Source organism: Devosia sp. T2-14, assembly GCF_055397495.1.
In genome coordinates this window covers 3,807,217-3,831,366 of sequence record NZ_AP027921.1, presented here as the reverse complement: position 1 = coordinate 3,831,366, position 24,150 = coordinate 3,807,217, and the positions used below count along the sequence as shown (strand labels likewise).

General features: G+C 63.0%; 24 protein-coding genes and 1 tRNA gene. 19 read left to right on the top strand and 6 right to left on the bottom strand.

From position 1 onward, the window contains the following. Positions 1 to 37: 37 nt before the first annotated feature. From ACZ5WT_RS18905 to ACZ5WT_RS18895, 3 genes are all read left to right on the top strand, one after another. A complete protein-coding gene (locus ACZ5WT_RS18905) occupies positions 38 to 781 on the top strand; it encodes a pyridoxine 5'-phosphate synthase (RefSeq protein ID WP_464285300.1) in 744 nt (247 codons plus the stop codon). A 304-nt stretch (positions 782 to 1,085) separates the two neighbouring features. Then, positions 1,086 to 1,697, top strand: a complete 612-nt coding sequence (locus tag ACZ5WT_RS18900; protein WP_464285299.1) for an NADPH-dependent FMN reductase — start codon at positions 1,086 to 1,088, stop codon at positions 1,695 to 1,697. Between the two features lie 156 nt (positions 1,698 to 1,853). Next, the gene (locus ACZ5WT_RS18895; protein ID WP_464285298.1) at positions 1,854 to 3,788 is read left to right on the top strand and encodes a potassium transporter Kup; all 1,935 of its coding nucleotides are present in this window, start codon (positions 1,854 to 1,856) and stop codon (positions 3,786 to 3,788) included. Between the two features lie 167 nt (positions 3,789 to 3,955). Here ACZ5WT_RS18895 and ACZ5WT_RS18890 read toward each other — a convergent pair whose 3' ends face one another. Both ACZ5WT_RS18890 and ACZ5WT_RS18885 read right to left on the bottom strand, forming a co-directional pair. Continuing rightward, positions 3,956 to 4,384: a hypothetical protein gene (locus ACZ5WT_RS18890; protein ID WP_464285297.1), complete on the bottom strand. Its 429-nt coding sequence runs from the start codon at positions 4,382 to 4,384 to the stop codon at positions 3,956 to 3,958. A 109-nt stretch (positions 4,385 to 4,493) separates the two neighbouring features. Next, positions 4,494 to 5,624, bottom strand: a complete 1,131-nt coding sequence (locus ACZ5WT_RS18885; protein ID WP_464285296.1) for an NADH:flavin oxidoreductase/NADH oxidase — start codon at positions 5,622 to 5,624, stop codon at positions 4,494 to 4,496. 142 nt (positions 5,625 to 5,766) lie between these two features. Here ACZ5WT_RS18885 and ACZ5WT_RS18880 point away from each other — a divergent pair, with 142 nt between their 5' ends. Together ACZ5WT_RS18880 and ACZ5WT_RS18875 are read left to right on the top strand one after the other, a co-directional pair. Then, entirely contained in the window at positions 5,767 to 6,681 is a 915-nt protein-coding gene (locus ACZ5WT_RS18880) for a hypothetical protein (protein ID WP_464285295.1), read from the top strand. Next, on the top strand, positions 6,682 to 7,569 hold the full coding sequence (locus ACZ5WT_RS18875) for an alpha/beta hydrolase family protein (protein WP_464285294.1): 888 nt from the start codon (positions 6,682 to 6,684) through the stop codon (positions 7,567 to 7,569). A 32-nt stretch (positions 7,570 to 7,601) separates the two neighbouring features. On the opposite strand, the gene ACZ5WT_RS18870 is transcribed toward ACZ5WT_RS18875, so the two are convergent. Next, on the bottom strand, positions 7,602 to 8,438 hold the full coding sequence (locus ACZ5WT_RS18870; protein WP_464285293.1) for an alpha/beta hydrolase family protein: 837 nt from the start codon (positions 8,436 to 8,438) through the stop codon (positions 7,602 to 7,604). A 174-nt stretch (positions 8,439 to 8,612) separates the two neighbouring features. Between ACZ5WT_RS18870 and ACZ5WT_RS18865 the strand changes: the two genes are divergently transcribed. From ACZ5WT_RS18865 to ACZ5WT_RS18830, 8 genes are all read left to right on the top strand, one after another. Continuing rightward, a complete protein-coding gene (locus tag ACZ5WT_RS18865) occupies positions 8,613 to 9,260 on the top strand; it encodes a TetR/AcrR family transcriptional regulator (protein ID WP_464285292.1) in 648 nt (215 codons plus the stop codon). A gap of 24 nt (positions 9,261 to 9,284) precedes the next feature. Next, positions 9,285 to 10,304: a ketol-acid reductoisomerase gene (gene ilvC, locus ACZ5WT_RS18860; protein WP_464285291.1), complete on the top strand. Its 1,020-nt coding sequence runs from the start codon at positions 9,285 to 9,287 to the stop codon at positions 10,302 to 10,304. 127 nt (positions 10,305 to 10,431) lie between these two features. Next, positions 10,432 to 10,923, top strand: a complete 492-nt coding sequence (locus ACZ5WT_RS18855; protein ID WP_464285290.1) for a heme-degrading domain-containing protein — start codon at positions 10,432 to 10,434, stop codon at positions 10,921 to 10,923. 9 nt (positions 10,924 to 10,932) lie between these two features. Next, positions 10,933 to 11,820 carry a PhzF family phenazine biosynthesis protein gene (locus ACZ5WT_RS18850; RefSeq protein ID WP_464285289.1) on the top strand — a complete coding sequence of 296 codons (888 nt, stop codon included), beginning with the start codon at positions 10,933 to 10,935 and terminating at the stop codon, positions 11,818 to 11,820. A gap of 162 nt (positions 11,821 to 11,982) precedes the next feature. Next, on the top strand, positions 11,983 to 12,411 hold the full coding sequence (locus tag ACZ5WT_RS18845; RefSeq protein ID WP_464285288.1) for a hypothetical protein: 429 nt from the start codon (positions 11,983 to 11,985) through the stop codon (positions 12,409 to 12,411). Positions 12,412 to 12,506: 95 nt separating this feature from the next. Continuing rightward, a complete protein-coding gene (locus tag ACZ5WT_RS18840; protein ID WP_464285287.1) occupies positions 12,507 to 12,632 on the top strand; it encodes a hypothetical protein in 126 nt (41 codons plus the stop codon). Between the two features lie 111 nt (positions 12,633 to 12,743). Then, the gene (locus ACZ5WT_RS18835; protein WP_464285286.1) at positions 12,744 to 14,303 is read left to right on the top strand and encodes a 2-isopropylmalate synthase; all 1,560 of its coding nucleotides are present in this window, start codon (positions 12,744 to 12,746) and stop codon (positions 14,301 to 14,303) included. 47 nt (positions 14,304 to 14,350) lie between these two features. Further along, a complete protein-coding gene (locus tag ACZ5WT_RS18830) occupies positions 14,351 to 14,800 on the top strand; it encodes a GNAT family N-acetyltransferase (protein ID WP_464285285.1) in 450 nt (149 codons plus the stop codon). A gap of 54 nt (positions 14,801 to 14,854) precedes the next feature. Here the strand turns inward: ACZ5WT_RS18830 and ACZ5WT_RS18825 are convergent, their stop codons facing one another. Next, positions 14,855 to 15,958, bottom strand: a complete 1,104-nt coding sequence (locus ACZ5WT_RS18825) for a pyridoxal phosphate-dependent aminotransferase (RefSeq protein WP_464285284.1) — start codon at positions 15,956 to 15,958, stop codon at positions 14,855 to 14,857. Positions 15,959 to 16,246: 288 nt separating this feature from the next. On the opposite strand from ACZ5WT_RS18825, the gene ACZ5WT_RS18820 reads away from it, so the two are divergent. Continuing rightward, complete coding sequence (locus ACZ5WT_RS18820; protein ID WP_464285283.1) at positions 16,247 to 16,456, top strand: hypothetical protein; 210 nt, start codon at positions 16,247 to 16,249, stop codon at positions 16,454 to 16,456. A gap of 53 nt (positions 16,457 to 16,509) precedes the next feature. Here the strand turns inward: ACZ5WT_RS18820 and ACZ5WT_RS18815 are convergent, their stop codons facing one another. After that, a complete protein-coding gene (locus tag ACZ5WT_RS18815) occupies positions 16,510 to 17,361 on the bottom strand; it encodes a mechanosensitive ion channel family protein (protein WP_464285282.1) in 852 nt (283 codons plus the stop codon). A 128-nt stretch (positions 17,362 to 17,489) separates the two neighbouring features. Between ACZ5WT_RS18815 and ACZ5WT_RS18810 the strand changes: the two genes are divergently transcribed. The 4 genes from ACZ5WT_RS18810 to ACZ5WT_RS18795 all read left to right on the top strand — a co-directional run bounded on the left by ACZ5WT_RS18810 (position 17,490) and on the right by ACZ5WT_RS18795 (position 21,103). After that, positions 17,490 to 17,565 (top strand) — tRNA-Lys (locus ACZ5WT_RS18810). Between the two features lie 239 nt (positions 17,566 to 17,804). After that, positions 17,805 to 18,491 carry a TerC family protein gene (locus tag ACZ5WT_RS18805; protein WP_464285281.1) on the top strand — a complete coding sequence of 229 codons (687 nt, stop codon included), beginning with the start codon at positions 17,805 to 17,807 and terminating at the stop codon, positions 18,489 to 18,491. Positions 18,492 to 18,602: 111 nt separating this feature from the next. Further along, positions 18,603 to 19,781 carry a lipid II:glycine glycyltransferase FemX gene (locus tag ACZ5WT_RS18800; RefSeq protein WP_464285280.1) on the top strand — a complete coding sequence of 393 codons (1,179 nt, stop codon included), beginning with the start codon at positions 18,603 to 18,605 and terminating at the stop codon, positions 19,779 to 19,781. Further along, on the top strand, positions 19,778 to 21,103 hold the full coding sequence (locus tag ACZ5WT_RS18795) for a lipopolysaccharide biosynthesis protein (protein WP_464285279.1): 1,326 nt from the start codon (positions 19,778 to 19,780) through the stop codon (positions 21,101 to 21,103). Before ACZ5WT_RS18800 ends, ACZ5WT_RS18795 begins: the two co-directional genes overlap by 4 nt. A 4-nt stretch (positions 21,104 to 21,107) precedes the next feature. Here ACZ5WT_RS18795 and ACZ5WT_RS18790 read toward each other — a convergent pair whose 3' ends face one another. Beyond that, the gene (locus ACZ5WT_RS18790) at positions 21,108 to 21,719 is read right to left on the bottom strand and encodes a GNAT family N-acetyltransferase (protein ID WP_464285278.1); all 612 of its coding nucleotides are present in this window, start codon (positions 21,717 to 21,719) and stop codon (positions 21,108 to 21,110) included. A gap of 191 nt (positions 21,720 to 21,910) precedes the next feature. On the opposite strand from ACZ5WT_RS18790, the gene acs reads away from it, so the two are divergent. Continuing rightward, the gene (acs, locus tag ACZ5WT_RS18785) at positions 21,911 to 23,854 is read left to right on the top strand and encodes an acetate--CoA ligase (protein WP_464285277.1); all 1,944 of its coding nucleotides are present in this window, start codon (positions 21,911 to 21,913) and stop codon (positions 23,852 to 23,854) included. The last annotated feature ends 296 nt before the right edge of the window (positions 23,855 to 24,150 follow it).

Genomic DNA, 24,150 nt, shown 5'->3' with positions numbered 1-24,150 from the left:
GGTATATGGCAGGGGCAGCGTTTCGAGAGTTCGTGCCATGACCCTGCTTTCCGTCAATCTCAATGCCGTCGCCCAGTTGCGCAACCGGCGCAATCTGCCCTGGCCGAGCGTGGTGGGGCTGGCGCGTGTCGTGCTCGATGCGGGCGCGAGCGGCATTACCATCCATCCGCGTCCCGATGAGCGCCATATCCGGCGCACCGACGTCTTCGATCTCGCCCGCCTGCTGGCAGACGAGTATCCGGCGGCCGAATTCAACATCGAGGGCTATCCCAGCGAGGACTTCTTCGCGCTGGTCGATGCAGTCAATCCGCAGCAGGTGACGCTGGTGCCAGACGATCCAGCACAGGCGACGTCCGACCATGGCTGGGACTTCAAGACTTCCGCCGGCCTGCTCGCCAGCGTGGTCAAGCGCCTGCAGGCGCCCGGACGGCGCATTTCGCTGTTCTGCGACCCCGATGCCGGCGTTGAAGGCGTCGCGGCGGCCAAGGCCACGGGCGCGCATCGCATCGAGCTTTATACTGGCCCCTATGGCGGCTGCTACGACCAGCCCGGACAGGCGGTGCGTGAGCTGGCCGCGCTGGCCAATACCGCCAATGCGGCACGCCAGGCGGGGCTGGGCGTCAATGCCGGGCATGACCTGACGCTCGCCAACCTACCGGCGTTCCAATCGGCAGTGCGTGGCGTGGACGAGGTTTCCATCGGCCATGGAATCACCGCCGATGCGCTGCTGATGGGTTTTGCCGAAGCGGTGCGGCAGTACCGAATCGTGCTCGGCAGCTAAGGCGGGCAGGGCATGCGCCACCGGGTCCGCCCAGTGGTGGTCATGGAGCGCGGACACGCTCCGAAAAGCCGATCTCTATTGTCGCCATTCCTTGAACACTGCGTTGCGCAGCGCGCATGACCATTGTCACAATGGGTCAGTATTGGTGCCAAATCGGATAAAAACCCAAGCACGGCCAATACTTACATTGGTGTGCCCTAGATAGGTCAGTGTCCCTGCACCACAAATTGGTGCCCTCTTGAGGGTTTCGTCGGCAGGCACATATATCGCCTCAGTTACGAATTGTTACCTAGGAGGGAACAACATGTCCAAACTCAAGATTGCCGTTATCATCTCCTCGACCCGCCCGACCCGTTTCGGCGACATCCCCGCGCAGTGGATCCTCGAGAAGGCCAACGAGCGCCCCGAACTCGACGCTGAAATCGTCGACATCCGCGACTTCGACCTGCCGTTCTTTGACGAAATGGCCTCCAACGCCTGGATGCCTTCGCAGAACGCCAATGCGGTCAAGTGGCAGAACAAGATCAGCGAATATGACGGCTACATCTTTGTGACCGCCGAATATAACCGCGCCATCACCGGCGCCCTGAAGAACGCTCTCGACCAGGCCTATACCAACTGGAACAAGAAGGTGTTTGGCGCCGTCGGTTACGGCTCGGTTGGTGGCGCTCGCGCTGTCGAAAACCTGCGCACCATCGGTGTCGAGCTGCAGATGGTTTCGACCCGTTCGGCCGTTCACATTGCTGGCGCTGACTTCATGTCGGTTCACCCGGGCTTCGGCGGCACCAAGTCGCTGAACGATCTGGAAGCATCGATCGGCAACTCGGCCAAGGACATGCTGGACCAGCTGACCTGGTGGGGCCAGGCCACCAAGGCCGCCCGTGCAGACGAAGCTCTGGCAGAAGCTGCCGAGTAAACTTTCGAAGGCCTCCAAAGCACTTCGTTTACCGACAAGGGTCGCTTCGCAAGAGGCGGCCCTTGTTGGTTTTGAACCATTGCAGGTGTCGGGTGTTGTGTGTGACGGTGGCGAGGTGTATAGCGGCGCCGCCTTTGACCAGAGAGCACAAGGTTCATGACGCAGACGAATTCGGCTGGCGCGCCCAGCGCCGGTGTCGATGCGAGCGACCTCAACAGCCACGCACATTCCCGCAAGCACCTGCCCATGCTGCTCATGGGCGCCCTCGGCGTTGTCTATGGGGATATCGGCACGAGCCCGATCTATGCCTTCCGCGAGGCGATGCATGTGCGGCCCGACACGGGCGTTACTGACGCCGAGGTGCTGGGCCTGCTCTCGCTGATCGTCTGGGCGCTGACCCTTACCGTGTCTCTCAAATATGTGTTCTTCGTCACGCGCGCCGATAACAACGGCGAAGGCGGCACGCTTTCGCTGATGGCACTGGCGCGCAAGACATTCACCAATCCGCCGGTCTGGATCACCGTGCTGGGCGTTATTGGCGCTGCCATGTTCTTTGGTGACGCGATCATCACGCCGGCCATGTCGGTGCTCTCGGCTGTCGAGGGCGTCAAGCTCGTGGCGCCGCATCTCGAGCGCTGGATCGTGCCGATGACGCTGGTGATCATCATCGGGCTGTTCTTCGTGCAACGCTTCGGCACCGCCAAGGTGTCGATCGTGTTCGGGCCGATTACCGGGCTATGGTTCCTGGTGCTCGGCTTTTCTGGGCTGGTGCATATCATCCAGTATCCGGAGGTGCTTTGGGCGCTCAATCCGTTCCTCGGGGTCGGGTTCGTGGCGACTCACTTCGGGCTGGCCTTCATCGTGATCGGCGCCATCTTCCTGGCGGTGACGGGCGCCGAGGCGCTTTACGTCGACCTCGGCCACTTCGGCCGCAAGCCCATCGTCATCGTCTGGTTCGCGCTGGTGTTTCCGTGCCTGCTGCTGAACTATTTCGGGCAGGGAGCCTTCGTGCTGCAGCAGGGGCAGGGCAATGTGGGTAGCCCGTTCTTCGAAATGCAGCCTGACTGGGCCATCGGCCCGTTCGTGGCGCTGGCGACGGCCGCGACGATCATTGCCAGCCAGGCGGTGATCTCGGGCACGTTCAGCCTCGCCCAGCAGGCGATCGCGCTCAATATGCTGCCGCGCATGGTTGTGCTGCACACCTCGGAAACCCAGAGCGGGCAGATCTACATGCCCCAGATCAACACCATGCTGATGATCGGCGTGCTGGTGCTGGTGCTGATGTTCGGCAGTTCAAGCGCACTGTCGCACGCCTATGGCATCGCAGTGTCGGGCGTGATGGTGCTGACGCTGACGCTGCTGGTGGTGGTGATGTGGCGCAACTGGAAGTGGCACCCGCTCGCCGTCATCACCTTCGGCACGGTATTCGCGCTGATCGATGGCGGGTTCTTCATCGCCAATGCGGCCAAGCTGTTCCAGGGCGGCTGGGTGCCCGCTGCGGTGGCGCTGACCGTTGCGCTGGTGATGTGGAGCTGGATGGCCGGCCGCCGGCGCCTGTCGGAAAAGACGCGCCGGGACGAAGTGCCGTTGCAATTCCTCGTCGACAATCTCTCCAAGAAGAAGCCGGCCTTGGTGCCGGGAACCGCAGTGTTCCTCACCAGCGACATCGAGGGGGCGCCGACGGCGCTGCTGCACAGCCTCAAGCACTACAAGGTGCTGCATGAGCAGAACGTCATCCTGACCGTTCGCACTTCGGTTTCCCCGCGCGTGCCGGACGACGAGAAGGTGACCATCGATGCCTATAATGAGCTGTTCAGCCGGGTGATCGTGACCTTCGGCTACATGGAGAGCCCGAACCTGCCCAAGGCGCTGGCGCTGGGCCGCAAGCTGGGCTGGAAGTTCGACATCATGTCGACTTCGTTCTTCCTGTCGCGCCGCTCGCTGAAGCTGGCGCCCCGTTCGGGTAATCCGCTGCGGTTTTGGCAGGATCGGGTGTTCGTGCGCCTGGCCCGCAATGCCAGCGACGCGACGGAATATTTCCACATCCCAACCGGGCGCGTGGTGGAGATCGGTACGCAGGTGGTACTGTAGGGGGAGACCTAGGGCGTCGGCGTGACGATGTTGCGTAACGGCACCTGCGCCCCAGATTGTTAGTCGCTGCGGCAGGTGGTTTGCAGAGAGAACCCCCACCTAGCCTCCCCCTGTCGGGGAGGGACGGTGCGGTGGGGTTGGCTCGATGGTGCCTCGTTGGGGTGTCCCTACTTGACCATATCGGGGCAGACGTAGGGCACGGTGGCGCTGATGAAGCGCTGCTCCTGCACGTCGCTGCCCAGCTTGAGGTTCAGTACCAGTTCGGTATCGCTGAGAGTGGTGATGTCGGCATTGATGGTCATGCCGTCCTCTTCCCAGCTGATAGCGCCCTCGGAGACCTGCTGCCATTTCGAGAGGCGATAGGTTTCCCAGCAACTGTCGCTGACCAGCGTGCCATCGCCAAGGAAGATCTGCATGGGACCGGGCAGGGCCGGATCGGCATCGGCGCGGATCCAGACCTTGTTGAGCAGCGGGTTCTCGCCGTCGAGGGCCTCTTCAGCGGTGGCTTCCGCATCCTGCGCGGTTGCGGGCAGGGTGGTGCAAAGACCAACGCCCCAGACGCTCATGAGAGCAAGAATCGCGGCTTTCGTATCCATGCAAATATCCCTGTTTCATCGCTGATCTGGTGATCACTGCGTGACGAGACAAGTGTGCCCGGCCAAACGCGGCGATTTTGCGATGCCGCCGCGTTCGTTTGGAGAAAACTCAGGACGCCTTGAAGGCGCGGCGGCCCAGGGAGCGGTCGCGTTCGCGGACGCGTTGGGTTTGCTTGGGCCAGTGGGCGTAGTCTTCGGCGCCGAGCTCGTGGCGCGCGTGGACGGGCCAATTGGGATCATCGAGCGCGCCGCGGGCGAGGGCGACGAAATCGGCTTCGCCATTGGCGACGATGTCCTCGGCGCGGTGGGCATCGCCGAGCAGGCCGACGGCCATGGTCGGCAGGCCGGCCTCGGCGCGCAGAGCCTTGGCGAATGGCACCTGATAGTCGGCGCCGACCTTGACGCTGGCCCCGTCGAAACCGCCGCTGGAGCAGTCGATCGCGTCGACGCCGAGCGCCTTGAGTTCACGGGCGAGCACGATGCTATCTTCCAACTGCCAGCCCTCGGGGTGCCAGTCGGTGACCGAGAGGCGCACGATCAGGGGCTTGTTTTCCGGCCACACCGCGCGGACGGCCTCGGTGACCTCGAGCAGCAGGCGCATGCGGTTTTCCCGGGAGCCTCCATAGCGGTCGGTGCGCTTGTTGGCGAGCGGGGAGAGGAACTGGTTCAGCAGGTAGCCGTGGGCGGCATGGATTTCGATCGTGTCGAAGCCGGTTTTTTCGGCGCGCCGGGCGGCGGCGACGAAGGACTCGATGACATTGCGGATGCCAGCCTCATCGAGTGCTTCCGGCTTGGTGAAGTTCTGGTTTTCGGAATGGATGAGGGCCGAAGGGGCGACCGGCGTCCAGCTCTGGAAGTGCAGGGCGACCTTTTCTTCCTCGGTCTCGTCAAAGCCCTTGCGCCACGGCACGGGAGTTGAAGCCTTGCGGCCGGCGTGAGCGAGCTGCACGCCGACGGCCGTGCCCTGGCTGTGCAGGAAATCAACGATGCGGGCGAGCGGGGCGATCTGTTCGTCGCGCCACAGGCCCAGGTCGCCATAGCTGATGCGGCCCTCGGGAACCACGGCCGTGGCCTCCACGATCACCAGCCCGAAGCCCCCAATGCCGAAACGCCCCAGATGAACGAAGTGCCAGTCATTGGCGAAACCGTCCTGAGCCGAATACTGGCACATGGGGGCGACGACGGTGCGGTTGCGCAGCGTAAGGCCACGCAGGGACTTGGGAGAAAACAGCTGGGACATGAACGGCTCTTGTTAGTCAGTGGGCAGGTTTTCCATAGATGCGCTTTCATCCTTCCATCGGCAAGTACCGATGAACAAAACAGTGTGTTGCCGCCTGCGAAGGGTGCGGGCTAGGGTCCCGGCAATTGATGGGGAAGCTGGCATGAAGGTTACGCTCGATCTCAACGCTCTGGTCGCGGAGGGCAAATTGACGGCGGCCGAGGCCGATCGGCTCAAGGAGTTTGCCGCCGCTGATACGGGGGCTTTGGGCACCAACATCTTCCTCGCGCTGGGCGCCGCGGTAGTGGCGACGGGCATCGGGGTTTTCCTGCCCACGCTTGAAACGGTGATGGTGCTCGGCGGCGTGCTGTTCGGCCTGGGATTTGCGCTGCATGTGATGCGGCCGGAGCGCTGGGAGATCTTCGCGCAGATCGTGATGGTCATCGGCGCGCTGGCATTTTCCTGCGGTCTCGGCGGGCTTTACGGCGAATTGCTATGGGTGCGTGTGGCGCTGACGGCGGGACTGACGGCAGCGGCGATCCTGGCAACATCGGGACTGCTGGCCGGGCTGGCAGTGGTCGCCTTTGCCGCCACCATCACGATCAATGTCGATGTGTGGACGCCCACGCAGTATCTGGTCGTGGCGATTGCGGCGCTCTCGGCGCTGGTGCTGGGGCTCTATGTCTGGTCGCTGCGGATGCGTCCTGTTTATGAGGGACTGGCCATCGTGGCGATGCGTACGGCGATCCTGCTGGTCAACGGCGCGTTTTTCATCGGCTCGGTATTCGGCGACGACAGTTCGGGTTGGTCGAGCACCTATTTCACCATTGCATGGGCGCTGGCGCTGCTGGCCTTTGGCACGTGGGCGATCTTCAACAACCGGCGCTGGGTGGTGAATGTGGTCGCGATATTCGGCGCCGTCCACTTCTTCACGCAGTGGTTCATGGTCCTGGGTGCACAGCCACTGTCGATCCTGGGCGGCGGGCTCCTGCTGATCGGCTTCGGGCTGTTGCTGGCGCGGTTCAACAAATGGGTTGGCGCGCGCAAAGCCGCAACGTCTGAAAGGGGGGTGGCGTAGATGGCCATCAATGCTGCGCGCCTGCGCGAAATCATCGGGCTCGCCGAACCCACGGTAACGTTCATTTCCAGCGAGACGGTGCGGATGGATGACTATGTCATCGAGCATCTGCGACTGCGGCTGGGCGATGAGGAGGTGCGGGGGATACTCACGCGGCCGTTGGCCGAGGGGCAGCGCTATCCTGCGATCCTTTACGGGCATTCGCATGGCGGGGGCTATCACATAGGGGCCAGCGAATTGCTGGAGGGCCGGGAATATCTGGTGGATCCGCTGGGGCCGACATTTGCGCGGGCGGGCTATGTAACGCTGTGCATCGATATGCCGGTGTTTGGCGAGCGCGCTACCGTCACCGAGTCGGCGGCGGCAAAAGCCTTGCTCTGGTACGGAAAATCGCTGTTCGGGCAGATGCTGTCCGATCATGCGGCGGCGCTGACCTATCTGGCCGGTCGCGATGACGTGGACGCCTCGCGCATTGGCGCCTTTGGTATTTCGATGGGGTGCGTGCTCAGCTATTGGCTCGCTGCTATGGACGAGCGGATCGCGGCAGTCGCGCATTTGTGCTGTTTTGCTGACTTCCGCACCATGGTCGACCTTGGCGCGCATGATGGGCACGGCATCTACCTCACGGTGCCGGGGGTGCTGGCTGAGGCCGATGGCGGCTCAATCGCCGCACTTGTCGCGCCGCGCCCGCAGCTGGTGTGTATCGGGGAGGCCGATCGGCTGACCCCGCCGGAAGCTGTCGCCCGCGCGTGGGGCGAACTGGCCCCAGCCTATGCGGCGACGCCTGAATTGCTGCAACTGGTCAGCGAGCCCGGTATCGGCCACACCGAAACGCCGGCCATGCGGGCGGCGATGCTCGCATTCTTTGGCCAGCATCTGGGCGCATGAAAGCCCGGCCGCTTGGGCGGCCGGGACAAGACTTAAAGTGTGTCGCCGAACCACTCGACGGTCATGGTGGTCAGTGCGTCGAAGGCCGACATGTCACCACTGAAGATATTGAAGGTGTGGTCGGCGCCTTCGATGATTTCCTTGCCCTTGGGCTGGCCCGCGGCGGCAGTGACGATGGCGTCGGCCACTTCGGGCAGGACCACGGTGTCTGCTGAACCATTGATGGCCAGGATGGCGCCCTTGTAGTTGCCGAGCTCCTTGGCCAGATCGAGCGCGCGAACCTCGTCGAACCACTCGATCGACAGGTTGAGCGGGGTGCGCCAGTCAAAGGTCATTTCGGTGGAGCCATTGGCTTTGGCGTCGTCGTACTGGTCAGCCAGGTATCCGCTCATGTCGAGCACGCCTGCCCATGTGACGACGCTCTTCACCTCGGGCGTGCGGCTGGCGGTGAGCATGGCGACCATGCCGCCCTGGCTCCAGCCGAGCAGGCCCAGGCGATCATCAGCGATCTGGTCGAGCCCGCGCATGTAGTCGACGACGTCGAGGCCATCCTGCATGCCGCTGGACGGGGTATATTCGACATAGTCCACCTTGCTGTCGCCGCTACCGGCGAAATCGAAGCGGGCGCTGGCAATCCCGGCCTTGGCCAGAAGCGGGGCGAGAATGTCGTAGCCATTGCCCGCCTCGTGGCGGTTCGAGCCGGTGCCGTGGAACATAACGACGAAGGGGAAGGGGCCAGCGCCATCGGGCAAGGTGACGGTCGCGGGGATTTCGCGCTGGGTTCCCTTGATCGTGACGACTTCCTCGGCGGCCTGCGCGGACAGAGGCAGGGCAAGCAAAGCCAAGGCGAGGGCAGACAGTTTTTTCAATTGGCATCTCCTGGTGGCACGCAGCGCGTGAGCAAGCTGAGCTTGATCCAGAAGCCGATCATGCGCAACAAAACCAATGGGACACGCAAATAGCACTTGCCTAGAACCGTACCGTACGGTACGCCAAAGACGGAATAGGCCGAAACCGTTCGGCTGACGTTGGGGACTAGCGCTGTGCCAGTGACCATCAAGGTCAACGAAGAGACGTTCACTCCGCGCCAGCAGGCTGTGCTGACCGCGGCGCTGGACTTGCTCGTCGAAAATGGCGATGGGCTGACCATGACTGCCGTGGCGCGCCGCGCCTCGTGCTCCAAGGAAACGCTCTACAAGTGGTTCGGCGACCGTGATGGCCTGCTGACCGCAACGGTTCAGTGGCAGGCCGCCAAGGTGCGCATGCCGCAGGTTGATCGTTCCCATCTCAATGCCAAGGCACTGCGCCTCAGCATCGAGCAGTTCGCGCGCGACCTGCTGACGGTGATCGTGGGGGAGGTGTCCATCACGCTCAACCGCACCGCCGTCACCCATGCCGCGCAGGAAAAGGATAGCCTGGGCACCATCGTGCTCGACAACGGGCCGATGGCGATCCGCCGCCGTCTCAAGCCGATCCTTGAAGCGGGGCGTGATGCGCGCCTGCTTCGTTTCACTTCCAGCGAAGATGCCTATCGCACCTTCTTCGGACTTGTTGTACGCGACGTGCAGATCCGTCTGCTGCTCGGCGACAAGGCGCTGACCCAATCCAATGTCGAGGCAAATATCGAAGCCGATGTGAAGGCCGCGACCGACCAGTTCTTCGTCCTCTATGGGGCGAAAGCCAACCCATAACACCGCATTTCCAGGGAGAAACCCATGCGCGTCTACTACGATCGCGATGCCGATCTGAACATCATCAAATCCAAGAAGGTCGCTATCGTCGGCTACGGCAGCCAGGGCCACGCCCACGTGCTGAACCTGCGCGACTCGGGCATCACCGATGTCGTCGTGGCGCTGCGTCCCGGTTCCCCGTCGGCCAAGAAGGCCGAGGGCGAAGGCCTCAAGGTGATGTCGGTTGCCGACGCCTCCAAGTGGGCAGACGTCATCATGATGCTGACCCCCGACGAACTCCAGGCCGACATCTACAAGCAGCACATCGAGCCCAACATCCGTGACGGCGCAGCGCTGGCTTTCGCGCACGGCCTGAACGTGCACTTCAACCTGATCGAACCCAAGTCCACCGTCGACGTGATCATGATCGCGCCGAAGGGCCCGGGCCACACCGTTCGCGGCGAATACCAGAAGGGTGGCGGCGTGCCGTGCCTGATCGCCGTGCACCAGGACGCATCGGGCAATGCCCATGACATCGCGCTGGCTTACGCATCGGGCGTTGGTGGCGGCCGTTCGGGCATCATCGAAACCAATTTCCGCGAAGAATGCGAAACCGACCTGTTCGGCGAGCAGGCTGTGCTCTGCGGCGGTCTCGTCGAGCTGATCCGCGCTGGTTTCGAAACCCTGGTCGAAGCCGGTTACGCTCCGGAAATGGCCTATTTCGAGTGCCTGCACGAAGTGAAGCTGATCGTCGACCTGATCTACCAGGGCGGCATTGCCAACATGAACTACTCGATCTCCAACACCGCTGAGTGGGGCGAGTACGTCACCGGTCCGCGCATCATCACCTCGGAAACCAAGGCCGAGATGAAGCGCGTGCTGCACGACATTCAGTCGGGCAAGTTCACCAGCGACTGGATGCAGGAAATCAAGGCCGGCGGTTCGCGCTTCAAGGCGACCCGTCGTCTGGCCGACGAGCACCAGATCGAAGCCGTTGGCGCGCAGCTGCGCGACATGATGCCCTGGATCAAGGCCGGCGCGCTGGTCGACAAGGCAAAGAACTAAGACGACTACCAACGGGGGCTTCGGCCCCCGTTTTCATTTCTGGCTGCCTTTCGCTTCGAAGCCGACTCCCCAGCAGCGGTGCGCTGCTCTAAACCTGTGGCCATCAAAGTGCTGAGGGGGATTCGACATGAGCAACGACGCGGATATTGCACTGGTCAAACGCCAGGAACTGGAGCTGGTGCTGAGCCAGTTCGACGAGTCGGTTGCATATGCGCTGGGCACCAGCATCCGCGAACGGGCCATGGCCGAGCATCTTGGTCTGGTGGTCGATATCCGCACCTGGGACCGGCAGATGTTCTTTGCCGCCACGGCTGGCACCAGTGCCGACAATGCCGAATGGGTGCGTCGCAAGATCAATTCAGTGCGCCGGTTCCAGCGCGCCAGCTATCGGCTGGTGCTGGAGCGGGGCGAGGGGCCGTTTTCGGTGCAGTCGGGCGCTGACCCGGCAGACTATGTGATTGCCGGTGGCGGGTTTCCCCTGCGCGTTACGGGTGCGGGCATTATCGGTTGCCTGACCATTTCGGGCCTGCCAGGGCGTTCGGACCACGGCGTTGCCGTCGATGCGCTGTGCGACCATCTCGGCCGCGCCCGCGCGGACTTTGCGCTGCCAGCCGCATAGGGTGCCGTCATGAAGCTCAACTACCTGCTGCTCGACGTGTTCACGCGCGAGCCGCTCAAAGGCAACCAACTGGCTGTCGTAACCAAGGCCGATGGGCTGCTGGACGACGAAATGCAGGCGATCGCCCGCGAGTTCAACCTCAGCGAGACCGTGTTTATCTGCAAGCCGCAGGCTGAGCGCAACACGGCGGCGATCCGTATTTTCACGCCGCATACCGAGCTGCCGTTTGCCGGCCACCCCACGGTGGGCGCGGCGGTGGTTCTGGGACTACAGAACAAGGTGAGTGCGGTTCGGATCGAGGAGAAGATCGGGCTGATCACGGCGCTGTTCGAGCGCCGCGACAAGCGCTCGGGCGAGGCGCGCTTTGCCCTGCCACGCTTGCCGTCGCGCATTGCGCCGCTCAATGATCGCCTGGGCATGGCGCAGGCGCTGGGCATCGACGTCGACGAGCTGGGATGTGACGGCTATCAACCGGCCGTGTTTTCGGCGGGCGTGACCTATCACCTGGTGCCGGTGCGCAATGCCGAGGTCCTGGCGCGGATCAAGGTTAATTCGGGCCTTTGGCCTGACGTCTTCACGCTCGACCGTCATGCGGTCTACGTTTTCACCGCGACGCCCGACGAAGAGGGCAATGACTTCGCGGCACGCATGTTCCACCCGGATGTGGGCGAGGATTCCGGCACCGGCTCGGCGGCGGCTGCGCTGATCGGGCTGCTGTCCGAGCACGCGGACCTGGCGACAGGGCAGGCCGACTTCGTGTTGCGGCAGGGCCATGAAATGGGGCGGCCGTGCCGCATCACCATCCAGCTGCGCAAGGAAAACGACGTGCTCACCCATGGCGGCATTGGCGGCGATGCGGTGATCGTCGCCGAAGGGGTGCTGGATCTGGGGGATTGAGGGCCCATATGCAACCACGCCCTCGTGGTTCGAGGCGCTGAAGTAGCGCGCCTCACCATGAGGGCTACTGGGTGGGCCTCGGACCATGAGGCACCCGATGGTGTGCCGCTGCAGGCCATGCTACATTTCTGACGTCAATTCCAACGTTGAGGGGCGGGGAATATGGACGTTTTCATCAATCTGCTGATCGGGGCGCATATTCTGGCTTTTGTGGCCGGAGGCTCGAACTCTGTCGTGGGGCCGGTGATCGCCGGCCGGATTGCCGGCGCAACGCCGGAGATGCGCACCGGCTATTATGGCGTGATGAACACGCTGGCGCAGGTGGGCAAGGTGGCCATGGTGGTACTGCTGGTCAGCGGGCCGCTGATCCTGTGGCTGCGCTATGGCGGGCTCGGTGGTGCCAGCATCTGGTTCTGGATCAAGATGGCGCTGATCGTGGTGATGCTGGCGACCATCATTTATGGCGGCATCAACGACAAGAAGGCGCAGGCCGGCGACGGAGCAGCGGCCGAGCGCGCTGATATCGCGCACAAGATTACCAGCGTGGCTTTCCTCGGCGTGGTGTTGGCGGCGGTCTTCGCCTTCAGCTAGAGGGCGCATCGCCAAAAAATCGCATTCGGCCGCCTTGTGGGCTTGCACCCGGCGGCCGTTTCGCGCATGCTCATCGCGAAATCGAGACTAGTTCCATGCAGCGCAAGCGCGCCACTGCCATTGCCATCACCGCTCGCCAGGCCCAGACAAAGCGCCTGACGATTGCTGCTGGCATGCTGCTGCTTCCCGCTGCACTCCTTCTCCTTCTTATCAGCCCCTGATCACCGACAGCTCGGCACGCGAGCGGGTCTTCAGGGGATTGCGCCACAAGCCGAACAGAAAATGTCCGGCCTGCAGAGCTTTGACTCTCGGCCGATTGATGGAAAATGAGAATGTCCGCAACTACCGAATCCAATAAAGACCGCGTCTTCATCTTCGACACCACGCTGCGCGATGGTGAGCAGTCGCCCGGCGCCACGATGACGCTGGAAGAGAAGCTCCAGGTTGCTGAAGCGCTGGACGATATGGGCGTCGACATTATCGAAGCGGGCTTCCCGATTGCCTCCAATGGTGACTTCGAGGCCGTGGTTGCGGTGGCCAAGCAGGTCAAGCGCGCCACCGTGGCAGGCCTCGCCCGCGCCATCACCGCCGATATCGATCGTGCCGGTGAAGCGGTGCGCCATGCCCAGCGCGGCCGCATCCACACCTTCGTATCGACCTCGCCGATCCATCTGGCCCACCAGATGAAGAAGACCGAGGACGAGGTGATCGAGATCATCTCGCGCACCGTGGCGCAGGCGCGCAACCTCATCGACGACGTCGAGTGGTCGGCCATGGACGCGACCCGCACGCCGCTGGAATTCCTGAAGCGCTGCGTCGAGGCTGCCGTGAAGGCCGGCGCGACCACCATTAACCTGCCCGATACTGTGGGCTATGCCGTGCCCGACGAGCATGAGCACATGTTCCGCACCATCATCACCTCGGTGCCGGGCGCGGACAAGGCGATCTTCTCGGCACACTGCCACAACGACCTGGGCCTGGCCGTGGCCAACTCGCTGGCCGCCGTCCGCGGTGGCGCACGCCAGGTGGAATGCACCATTAATGGTCTGGGCGAACGCGCCGGCAACGCCGCGCTCGAGGAAATCGTGATGGCGCTGCGCACGCGCGGCGACGTCATGCCCTACCACACCGAAATCGAGACCACGCACCTGGCGCGGGCGAGCAAGATCGTGTCGGCAGCGGCCAATTTCCCGGTGCAGTTCAACAAGGCCATCGTGGGCAAGAATGCCTTCGCGCATGAGAGCGGCATCCATCAGGACGGCATGCTCAAGAATGCCGAAACCTATGAAATCATGACCCCGGCCAGCGTCGGCATCAAGGAAACCACCTTGGTGATGGGCAAGCATTCGGGCCGCGCCGCGTTCAAGGACAAGCTGCGCGAGCTGGGCTACGAGCTGGGCGACAATGCGTTCCAGGAAGCCTTCCAGCGCTTCAAGGATCTGGCCGACCGCAAGAAGCACGTCTACGACGCCGACATCGTCGCGCTGGTCGATGACGAAGTGGGCTCGGTGGGCGATCGTATCCGCCTGGTGGACATGGAAGTCGTCACCAAGACCGGCGGCGTGCACAAGTGCAACATGACCCTCACCATCGATGGCGAAGAGACTTCGGTGAGCTATGAAGGTACCGGCTCGGTCGATGCGATCTTCAACGCGATCAAGCAGGCCGTGGGCCAGGAACCGCATCTGGTGCTCTATGCCGTCGACGGCGTGACCGGCGGCACCGACGCGCAGGCATCGGCCCATGTTCGCCTCGAAATGAACGGCAAGATCGTGTCCGGCAATGCCGCCGAGCCCGATACGCTGGTGGCTTCGGCCCGCGCCTATCTCAATGCCTATAACCGCCTGCTGATCGATCGCGGCGCTTCGGCGCAAGGCGCGCTGGCGGGCTAAGGATAGTCCCCGTGCCCCGACCATTCGTGGCCGGGGCAGGGGGAGAGATGACTTACGAACTCATCGACGTTCGCGATCCTGCTGATTGGCTGGCGTATCACGCCATCCGTCGGCAGGAGCTTTTCGAGGGCAAGGGACGGCACGGGATTTATGATGACAATCATCCCATGGACCGCGCGCCCAACGCCCATGCCTATCTGCTGAAACTGAATGGCGTGCCGATCGGCACGACGCGCCTTGATGTGCGCGATGACGGTTCAGCGATCTTCCGCCTCGTTGCCATTACCGCCGCAGAGCAGGGCAAGGGCCACGGCCGGGTGCTCGGCGCCATGGTCGAGGACCGCGCCCGGGCATTCGGCGTCACGACGCTTTACGTGAACGCGGCGGGCACCGCGCTGGGCTATTATCGCCGCACCGGCTGGCATGACCATGTGTGGGACGCGGCCGAGCTGGTCGCGTTGGCCGCCAATGGCGTGCAGATGACCAAGCGGATTTAGCTGGAACGCCACGACCCCGTCCTTCGACGGGCTCAGGGTGAGGTCGACTGGCGCTTACCCTAGTTGCGCCAGAACTTCGCCGAGGGCTTCGTCGAGCAGTGCGCGGTCGGCGGCGGTGCCGGCGCTGATGCGGATGCATCGGTTCAGGTGGGCTACGGCGGGTTTGCGAATGAAGACGCCGCGTTGAGCGAGGCCCGATAGAATCGAGGCTGCATGGTCGCCGTCGCGGCCGCAATCGACAGCCAGAAAATTCGTGGCCGTGGGCAAGGGCGCCAGGCCGTGGCGGCGCGCGATGGCTGCCGTGTCCTCAAGCGACTGGCGAACCGCCGCGAGCGAGCTCTGCAGGTGAGCGGAATCGGCCAGCGCGGCGATGGCCGCGGCCTGTGCGACGTTGCTGATGCCGAAGTGATTGCGGATGCGGTTGAAGGCGCTGATGTTGCGCGCCTCCCCGATGACATAGCCGACGCGGGCCCCGGCAAGGCCATAGGCCTTGGAAAAGGTGCGCATGCGCAGCAGGTTGGGCCGGTCGGCATCGAAGGCGGGCAGGGTGCCCTCCGGCGCGAATTCGCCATAGGCCTCGTCGAGGATGATCATTGTGGTGGTCGGAACGGCTGCAATGAAGCGCTCGATCGATTCGGCGTCCCACCATGTGCCCATCGGATTGTCGGGATTGGCGAGGTAGACCATGCTCGCATTGGTGTCTCGCGCTGCCTTTGCGAGGGCGTCGATGTCCTCGTGGTCGCCGATATAGGGGACGGTGTGCAGGTGCGCGCCATAGCCGGCGACATGGTAGTTGAAGGTGGGGTAGCCGCCCAGCGAGGTGACCACCGTGCTGCCCGGTTCGGCGAACAGGCGCACCGCCATACCGAGGATGGCATCCACCCCTTCGCCCGGCATCACATTGGTAAACGAAATCTTGAGATGGCCGGCGATGGCCTGGCGCAGGTCATGGTTTTCCGGATCGCCATAATGCCAGCTCTCGGCCGCCGCGGCCGTCATCGCCGCCAGCACGCTCGGGGCGGGGCCGAAGGGGCTCTCATTGGCGCCGATTCGAGCCCGCAGCGGGATTCCGCTTTGTCTTACAATGGCTTCGGGGCCGACGAAGGGAACGGTTTCGGGCAGCGCGGCAGTGATGGACGAGAGCTGAGGGCGGGACACGTTTGGATCGACTCGCTTTTGTAGGTGACCACTTTGCCAGTCTGGCGGCGGGGCAGCCAGCCATTGCGATTCACAAGCCCAAATCTGCAGTTTGCAGTTTTGCACAGGGCTCCGGTCTAACAACTTTGGCGCGACCATAGGGTTGCCGGGGGTTTGCGGGCGCACCCGCGATAGATTGCATTTGAATCAAATGCCGGGAACGCCAGCAAGTTTGAGGAAGGCATGCCGGGGCACCTTCTGGCTCGTGCAAATCGTCCCCGAAACTTGATTCTCAAGGAGTCCTGCCTCATGCCGCCAACCTACGTTCTCGCCCGGGATCACCTGCAGCGCGCCGTGACGATTCTGCAGGGCCCGGACAGCCGTTCGCGCCAGCTGCGCTACATTATCGAGCGCACCATCAACCTCATGGATGAAGTGCAGGCAGAGCCTACGCCGGCACCCACCGACAATGTGCTCGATCTGGCGACGTTCCGCGAACGCCGGGCGCATGCCGAATAAGCGATCTTTGCCACCAATGGACGCTGGCGGTGCGATTCCGCCGGCGCCATCTGTCAGGCCCCTGACTGAGTCTCCGGGCTCGGATTGGCGGGGTCAGGCGTCACAGTAATGCCGGCCTTTGCCGCCTTCGTGCCGCTCAGTTCGCGATTAAGCGCCAGCTTGGCCTCTTCGGTCAGCGAATAGAGCGTTTCGAGATAGACCGGCGTACGCGCCCAGGCGCGCAGCTGCAGATTGACCGCAGCCCCCGAAAAACTATCGACGTGTACGCTCGGCGCCGGTTCGGCGATGACGCGTTTGTCGGCATTGGCGATGCGCAGCAGAATCTGGCGCGACTTGGCGATGTCGATCGTGTCGGGGACGCTCACATTGACGTCGATTCGCCGATAGGGCTCGCGGCTGTGATTGGTGATCGCCGAAGCCCACAGCTTCTGGTTGGGCGTGAAGATGTAAAGCCCGCTCGATGAGCGCAGGCGCGTGCCGAACAGTCCGATCTCGACAACGATCCCGGCCACGCCATCACCCTGGATGAATTCGCCGATCGCGATGGGCCGCAGCCAGATCAGCATGATGCCCGCCGCGATATTGGCGAGCGTGCCCTGAAGGGCCAGCGCGATGGCCAGGCCCGCCGCGCCCAGAACGGCCAGAATCGATGCGTTGGATACGCCGAGCAGGTTGAGCGCGGTCACCACCGAAAAGATGATGATGCCATAGCGCGCGACCTGCGAGAGCAGGGGAGCGAAGTTCTTGTCCACCCCATAGGCGCGGGGCAGGAGCTGCCGAATTGCGCGGGAAGCGAGACGGGCAAGGTACCAACCGATGACCAGAATGGCGACGGCGGTCAGCAGGGTGACCGCATTGGCCGCGAGCCAACCCATTGGTACCGCCAGAAAATCCGAAAAACTCATGTCGTCCCTGTCTTCGCGCACAAACTATCCACAGGCTACAATCGCCCGATGTGAAGAAAGTTTCTAGAGGCGCTAGACAGCGCCGAATCCCTTGGCTATACAGCGCCTACTTTGGAGCCCCAAGCAGTGGGCGAGTAGCTCAGCTGGTAGAGCAGACGACTCTTAATCGTCGGGTCCACGGTTCGAATCCGTGCTCGCCCACCAAAGTCCCCCACCCGAATGAGTAGAGATAAAAGCGCCCCAGGCGCCGCTCAGGGTTTTTTGGGTTCGCTGGACCGCCATTGCGACGCGCTCCACGCCAATCTGTCACCAAACTGTCAGAATCGGGCGCAAGCCTCAGGAATTGTCAGACTTTCGTCTCTGGCGGCGGAGATTCGCTTTTCACGCGGCTGGAACGGCTGGTATAGGGCGTCATCTCAATTCCCTATCGAGGACCCCCTGGTATGTTCGGCTTAGATCCGAGTTTCTTGAGCTCGCTTGCGCAGGTCATCATGATCGACCTGGTTCTGGCCGGCGACAATGCGGTGGTTATCGGACTGGCTGCGGCCGGTCTGCCGAGCGAAGTGCGCAAGAAGGCCATCCTGATCGGCATTATTGCCGCGACCGTGATGCGTATCTGCTTCGCGCTGGTTACGACTCAGCTGCTGTCGCTTGGTGGCGGCCTGCTGATCGCCGGTGGCGTGCTGCTGCTCTATGTGTGCTGGAAGATGTATCGTGAGCTCAGCGAGCCGCACGATGCCGAGCACGAGGCGCAGGAAGCGCTCGAAAACTCCGATCTCAATGCCGATGGCACCGTCGCGGGCCGCGCGCCCAAGAAGACGCTGCGCGCGGCGGTCATCCAGATCATCATCGCTGACGTTTCGATGTCGCTGGATAACGTGCTGGCCGTGGCCGGCGCCGCGCAGCACCACATCGAAGCCCTGATCTTCGGCCTGGGCCTGTCGGTCGTGCTGATGGGCGTTGCTGCGACCTTCATCGCCGGCCTGCTGACCAAGCATCGCTGGATCGCCTGGGTCGGTCTGGTCATCATTCTCTACGTGGCCGTGAAGATGGTCTACGAAGGCGCAGACCAGCTGATGGGCTTTACTCTGCCCCATATCCCGCTGTTCTACTCGGGCAGCCCGCATTAGCCTTTGGTAACCAAGGGCCGAACTTTGCAGCATTTACCCTGACCGAATAGGGATTTGCTCACTTCGAACCATTAGCTTCCCGCTCACTGATATGAGCGGGAAGCTTTTTTCATGTCCCTGATTGATGATCGACCCACCCAATCCGGCACCATGAGCCCGCTGGGAACGGCCGTCAGTGCCGGCCAGCGCATGCAAACGCGCATTGTCAGCGGCGCGGAATGGGATCGCGTCATCGCGGGTTTCGACGAAGTCTGCCAGGAACAGATGCACGCCTTTGCCGCCACGCGCTGGCCATCGGTGGGGCAGGAGCCGATGCTGTTCCTGCGCGATGGCGAGGTCGTGGGCGGGGCGCTGGTGATGATTCAGGGGCTGCCGCTGCGGCTTGGCCAGATTGCCGTCTCCAAATGGGCACCCATGCTCAGGGACGCTGCCCGGCCTGATGCCGAGGCCATCCGGGCTGAGATCGTCGAAGCCATGGTGGCTGAGTATGCCGACAAGCGTGGGCTGATGCTTTCCGTGCTGCCGCGCGCTTCGATCACGCCCGTCAATGTGGCCTATGACAGCCTGATGGCGCGCGGGTTCAAGCGCGGATCCGAGCTTGGCTTTCCCGATCGCTACATTGTCAGCCTGCGTCTCAGCGACGAGGAGCAGCGCAAGAGCTTCCAGCAGACGTGGCGGCGCCAGCTCAACAAATCCGAGAAGGCCGGGCTCAGCTTCGAGCATGCGGGTCCCGAAGCGATCGGGGCTTTTGACGCGCTCTATGAGGCCATGACCGACCGCAAGCAGTTTTCCGATCATTCCGCCTTTGAGACGGTTCCGGCACTGATGAATGTGGACGCGCCGGGGCTGCGGCCCGAACTGTTCTTCGTGCGCCATGAGGGCGAGCTCGTTGCCGGCGCGCTGATCTTCAAGGCAGGCGATCGGGCGGTCTATCTCTACGGTGCGACCAACGAAAAGGCGCTGCCGCTGCGGGCGGGGTATTTCCTGCAGTGGAACGTGATCCGCTGGCTGCGCGATAACACGACGGCCACCTGGTATGACCTGGGTGGCACCGACGGCTTCCAGGGCCTGCACCAGTTCAAGAAGGGCATGGTGGGCGATGCCGGTGTCATCCGGCCGGTGCCTCCCGTTGCCAACTATGCCAGCCGGCCGCTGGCTTATCTCCTCGGCTCGGGCGCCTTTGCAGCGCGCGACGCGGTCTATGCGCTGCGGCGCGTTATTGCTGCATGGCGCAACCCCAAGACCAAGGGCGATCAGGCGCGCACAAGCAGCGAGGGTGCTGCCGAATGAGTATCCAACGGCGCCTCGCCTCGCAGTCGACCATCATATTCGGTGCGCGGCTGGCGGGTGCCGGAGTGATCTTCCTGTTTCAGGCGCTGCTGGCGCGGAACTGGGGCCCCGAAGTGCTGGGCTCCTATCTCATCGTCGTGGCGACGACGAACCTGATCGCGCTGGCCATGCCACTGGGCTTTTCGACTGTCGGGTCCTATTTCACATCCGAATACCGGGCGCGGGGCGAGCGCAAGCAGTTCAAGCTGTTCATGGCGCAGGCCTATGGGCATGTGCTGGGCGCGCTGGTGCTGCTGTTGTTGCTCGGAAAGCTCGTGCTGGGGTGGCTGGGCCAGTCGGAGAGCGTGCTGTCGCAGTATTTCGTGCCGGCAGTGATGCTCGCCCTGGGTTCCGCGCTGGTTTACGTGAATGGCGCGTTCCTGGTCGGGCTGAAGCGCCCAATGGCGGCCTTTTTTGCCGATTCCATTTTCCGCCCGATGTTCGTCATGGCGGCCTTCCTGCTTACTATGAGCCTGGTTTCGCCGGACGAAGGCTTTTCGGTCATGATGTGGGCGATTGCGGTGGGCTATGTGCTCATCGGATTGGCGCAGCTTGGTGTCGTGATTGCCTCGATCGACATGGTGCCCGACGAGGCGCCGGTCCGCCCGCGCGAATCGCGCCGCTGGTGGCGGTTTGCCCTGCCATGGGCGCTGATATCGCTGGCGACGGATTTCTTCTTCGACATTGATCTGCTGATGCTCAGCCAGACGCTGAGCACCCATGAGCTGGCCATCTTCGGCGTCTGTACACGCATCTTCGCGCTGGCCTCGTTCGGCGTGGCGGCGGTCTATGCCGTCACCATGCCCGATATCTTCGAGAGCCAGGCCAAGGCCGACAGGGCGGAATTCAAGCGCAAGGTGGGCGATGCCAACTTTGTCGCCAGCGTCATTTCGATCGCCTTGTTTGGCGTGATGCTGGTTGGCGCGCCCTTTGCGCTGATGCTGTTCGGCCCGAGTTTTTCAGTGGGAGCCGCGCCGCTCGCCGTGCTGTGCCTGGCGCTTGTGGTCCGGTCCGTCATGGGGCCGGCCTCTCTGGTTCTGTCCATCCACGACCGGCCCTATGCGAGCCTGCCTTCGGTAGCGCTGGGCATTGCCTCGCTCTGGGTCGGCAATTGGCTGCTGGTGCCACCGTTTGGGCTGATGGGAGCGGCCCTGTCGGCGATCGCCGCCATCACGGTCTGGTCGGTGGGGCTGTGGTGGATCGCGCTCCGCACGGCAAAGATGGACGTGTCGATTCTGCAGTGGTTCCGCAATCGTCGGCTGGCTGCTGTACCGGCCGAGTAATGCTCTAACGCGTCATTGCTAGCCGGACCTGCCGCATCAGCCGGTGCCGCAAGCCCCAGTTGAGTCCGCTGTCATAGCCAGGTTTGACCTTGGTCAGGTTGCGCTCGAACAGCAGGTAATCCTCACCGAATGCGTGCTGGCCCAGGATGCCGACCTTGCGGTAGCCCAATCTGCCCAGAATGGCGGTGACCGGGGCATTGCGGGGCCGGGTGTAGGTGGCGATGTTGTGAAAGCGGCCGTTGTCCCAGTGGTTGATGAAGGCGCGCATGCCGCCCAGGCCGAGCGGAGATCGGCGATGTTCGGGGAATACATAGAGCCAATCGAGCCAGAGCGTGCCCAACTGGGGCGTCGAGAGGATGAACGCGGCCATCTTACCGTCGCGCTCGAACACCATGACGTGGTGGGGGTCGGCATCGATGAGTGTTGCGAGATGGAGCCTGGTCAGCCGCGCGGTCTCGTAGGCCTTGAATTCGTCGTTGTAATAGGGCGAGGCGGCGATCACTTCACCCAGCCTTGCATGCACCTGGGCGATGTCGGCATAGCTTGCGGGGCGATAGGGAGGGGTGGCCCGGGCGGCGGGCGCGGTCTCAGCGTTGGAAAGCGCAAGGTCGCTCATGACTGACTCCCGTTCCGATGGTAAGGAACCCTAGCAGAGGGCATTGCTTCGCCGAAGAAATGTCCCCTCGAGCAGTTAATTGTCATTGCCCGACCACATCGTTGCTGGTGCCCACAAAGATGCACCATCAAGGCTTGCCCACGGCAGGGTCGGTCAGTAGAACCATTCCCGGGAGAGAAAGGGAGGACAGTATGAGCGAGCAGCTCGTATTTCAGCCAAGTGCGGCTGCGATCGCACGCACCCGCGTCACGAAGAGCCAGTATGACGAGATGTATGCCCGGTCGGTGAACGATCCGGACGGCTTCTGGGCAGAACAGGCCAAGCGACTTGATTGGGTGCAGTTCCCGACCAAGATCAAGAACACCAGCTTTGCCTATCCCGATATCTCGATCAAATGGTACGAGGACGGCGTCCTGAACGTCTCCTACAATTGCCTTGATCGGCATCTGGCAACGCGCGGCGACCAGACCGCCATCGTCTGGGAAGGCGACACGCCCGGCACCGACGGCAAGGCGACCTATCGCGAGCTCCATGACCGGGTTTGCCGCTACGCCAACGTGCTCAAGGCCAATGGCGTCAAGAAGGGCGACCGCGTCACCATCTATATGCCGATGATCATCGATACCGCCGTGGCCATGCTGGCCTGCGCGCGCATCGGTGCGGTGCATTCGGTGATCTTTGGCGGCTTCTCGGCCGACTCAATTGCCGGCCGCGTCGCCGACTGCGGCAGCAAGATCGTGCTCACGGCCGACGAAGGCCGCCGAGGCGGCAAGACCATCGCGCTCAAGAAGAATGTCGACGACGCGCTGGCCAAGGTGACGGGCGTCGAAAAGGTTATCGTGGTCAAGGTCACCGGCAATCCGGTGAACATGGTCGAGGGCCGTGACGTCTGGTATCACGACGCCGTTGCCGGCTTTGATGCTGATTGCCCGCCCGAGCCGATGAATGCGGAAGATCCGCTGTTCATCCTCTATACTTCGGGTTCGACCGGCAAGCCCAAGGGCGTGCTCCACACCACGGGCGGTTACCTGGTTTACGGCTCGCTGACCCACCAGCTCAGCTTCGACTACCAGGACGGTGAAGTGTTCTGGTGCACGGCCGACGTAGGCTGGATCACCGGGCACACCTATATCGTCTATGGCCCGCTGGCCAATGGCGCGACCACGCTGATGTTCGAAGGCATTCCGAGCTATCCGGATGCATCGCGCTTCTGGCAGGTCGTTGAAAAGCACAACGTCAACATTTTCCACACGGCTCCAACGGCGATCCGTTCGCTGATGGGGGCTGGCAACGAATATGTCGACAAGCACGACATGCCCAGCCTGCGCCTGCTCGGCACCGTGGGCGAGCCGATCAACCCGGAAGCCTGGCTCTGGTACCACAAGCATGTGGGCAAGGAGCGCTGCGAGGTTGTCGACGCTTGGTGGCAGACCGAAACCGGCGGCCACATGATTGCGCCATTCCCCGGCGCCATCTCGACCAAGCCGGGCTCGGCGACTGTGCCGTTCTTTGGCGTGCAGCCCGTCGTGCTGTCGCCCGAAGGCCGCCTGCAGGAGCAGACCAAGGCCGAAGGCGTGCTGGCGATCAAGGACAGCTGGCCCGGACAGATGCGCAGCGTCTATGGCGACCACCAGCGGTTCATCGAGACCTACTTCACCCAGTACAAGGGCTACTACTTCTCGGGCGACGGATGCCGCCGCGATGAAGATGGCTACTACTGGATCACTGGCCGCGTCGATGACGTGCTGAACGTCTCAGGCCACCGCCTCGGCACTGCCGAAGTGGAAAGCGCACTGGTCAGCCATCCGAAGGTGTCGGAAGCCGCAGTGGTCGGCTATCCGCACGATCTCAAGGGGCAGGGCATCTATTGCTACGTCACCCTGATGGCCGGCGAAGTCAGCGACGAGGCTCTCAAGGTCGAGCTGCGCAACTGGGTCCGCAAGGAAATCGGGCCGATTGCAACGCCTGACTTGATCCAGTGGGCTCCTGGCCTGCCCAAGACCCGCTCCGGCAAGATCATGCGCCGCATTCTGCGCAAGGTGGCCGAGAACGACTTTGGCGCTCTGGGCGACACCTCGACCCTGGCCGATCCGGCTGTGGTCAACGACCTGATCGAAAACCGCCAGAACCGCTAGGTCTGGCCACACATTGCCCGCGGCTTCGGTCGCGGGCTTTTTTCTGCGCAATCCGGCCTCGTCCGATCCCCACCAAGCTCCGTATTTCCCATGACTCTTCGCCGCCGATGCGTTGCATCGCGTGGGGAACAGCCATGTTTGTGGAGAGGTGTGGGCGGGGAGCCCAAGATCCCCGCCCAGGTAACAGTAGTATCGGCCGGAAGGTTGAAAAACGGCCGGTGCCCCAAGTCACCGCCAGCAAGATTGCACGGAATGGTTACATCCGCATCCCCTGAATTGGGGGTGCGACGGCCCGG

Excerpts from the sequence above, each read along its gene's own strand:
- ACZ5WT_RS18905 (WP_464285300.1), top strand. The coding sequence starts at position 38 with ATGACCCTGCTTTCCGTCAATCTCAATGCCGTCGCCCAGTTGCGCAAC.
- ACZ5WT_RS18900 (WP_464285299.1), top strand. The coding sequence starts at position 1,086 with ATGTCCAAACTCAAGATTGCCGTTATCATCTCCTCGACCCGCCCGACC.
- ACZ5WT_RS18895 (WP_464285298.1), top strand. The coding sequence starts at position 1,854 with ATGACGCAGACGAATTCGGCTGGCGCGCCCAGCGCCGGTGTCGATGCG.
- ACZ5WT_RS18890 (WP_464285297.1), bottom strand. The coding sequence starts at position 4,384 with ATGGATACGAAAGCCGCGATTCTTGCTCTCATGAGCGTCTGGGGCGTT.
- ACZ5WT_RS18885 (WP_464285296.1), bottom strand. The coding sequence starts at position 5,624 with ATGTCCCAGCTGTTTTCTCCCAAGTCCCTGCGTGGCCTTACGCTGCGC.
- ACZ5WT_RS18880 (WP_464285295.1), top strand. The coding sequence starts at position 5,767 with ATGAAGGTTACGCTCGATCTCAACGCTCTGGTCGCGGAGGGCAAATTG.
- ACZ5WT_RS18875 (WP_464285294.1), top strand. The coding sequence starts at position 6,682 with ATGGCCATCAATGCTGCGCGCCTGCGCGAAATCATCGGGCTCGCCGAA.
- ilvC (WP_464285291.1), top strand. The coding sequence starts at position 9,285 with ATGCGCGTCTACTACGATCGCGATGCCGATCTGAACATCATCAAATCC.
- ACZ5WT_RS18855 (WP_464285290.1), top strand. The coding sequence starts at position 10,432 with ATGAGCAACGACGCGGATATTGCACTGGTCAAACGCCAGGAACTGGAG.
- ACZ5WT_RS18850 (WP_464285289.1), top strand. The coding sequence starts at position 10,933 with ATGAAGCTCAACTACCTGCTGCTCGACGTGTTCACGCGCGAGCCGCTC.
- ACZ5WT_RS18845 (WP_464285288.1), top strand. The coding sequence starts at position 11,983 with ATGGACGTTTTCATCAATCTGCTGATCGGGGCGCATATTCTGGCTTTT.
- ACZ5WT_RS18840 (WP_464285287.1), top strand. The coding sequence starts at position 12,507 with ATGCAGCGCAAGCGCGCCACTGCCATTGCCATCACCGCTCGCCAGGCC.
- ACZ5WT_RS18835 (WP_464285286.1), top strand. The coding sequence starts at position 12,744 with ATGTCCGCAACTACCGAATCCAATAAAGACCGCGTCTTCATCTTCGAC.
- ACZ5WT_RS18830 (WP_464285285.1), top strand. The coding sequence starts at position 14,351 with ATGACTTACGAACTCATCGACGTTCGCGATCCTGCTGATTGGCTGGCG.
- ACZ5WT_RS18820 (WP_464285283.1), top strand. The coding sequence starts at position 16,247 with ATGCCGCCAACCTACGTTCTCGCCCGGGATCACCTGCAGCGCGCCGTG.
- ACZ5WT_RS18815 (WP_464285282.1), bottom strand. The coding sequence starts at position 17,361 with ATGAGTTTTTCGGATTTTCTGGCGGTACCAATGGGTTGGCTCGCGGCC.
- ACZ5WT_RS18805 (WP_464285281.1), top strand. The coding sequence starts at position 17,805 with ATGTTCGGCTTAGATCCGAGTTTCTTGAGCTCGCTTGCGCAGGTCATC.
- ACZ5WT_RS18800 (WP_464285280.1), top strand. The coding sequence starts at position 18,603 with ATGTCCCTGATTGATGATCGACCCACCCAATCCGGCACCATGAGCCCG.
- ACZ5WT_RS18795 (WP_464285279.1), top strand. The coding sequence starts at position 19,778 with ATGAGTATCCAACGGCGCCTCGCCTCGCAGTCGACCATCATATTCGGT.
- ACZ5WT_RS18790 (WP_464285278.1), bottom strand. The coding sequence starts at position 21,719 with ATGAGCGACCTTGCGCTTTCCAACGCTGAGACCGCGCCCGCCGCCCGG.
- acs (WP_464285277.1), top strand. The coding sequence starts at position 21,911 with ATGAGCGAGCAGCTCGTATTTCAGCCAAGTGCGGCTGCGATCGCACGC.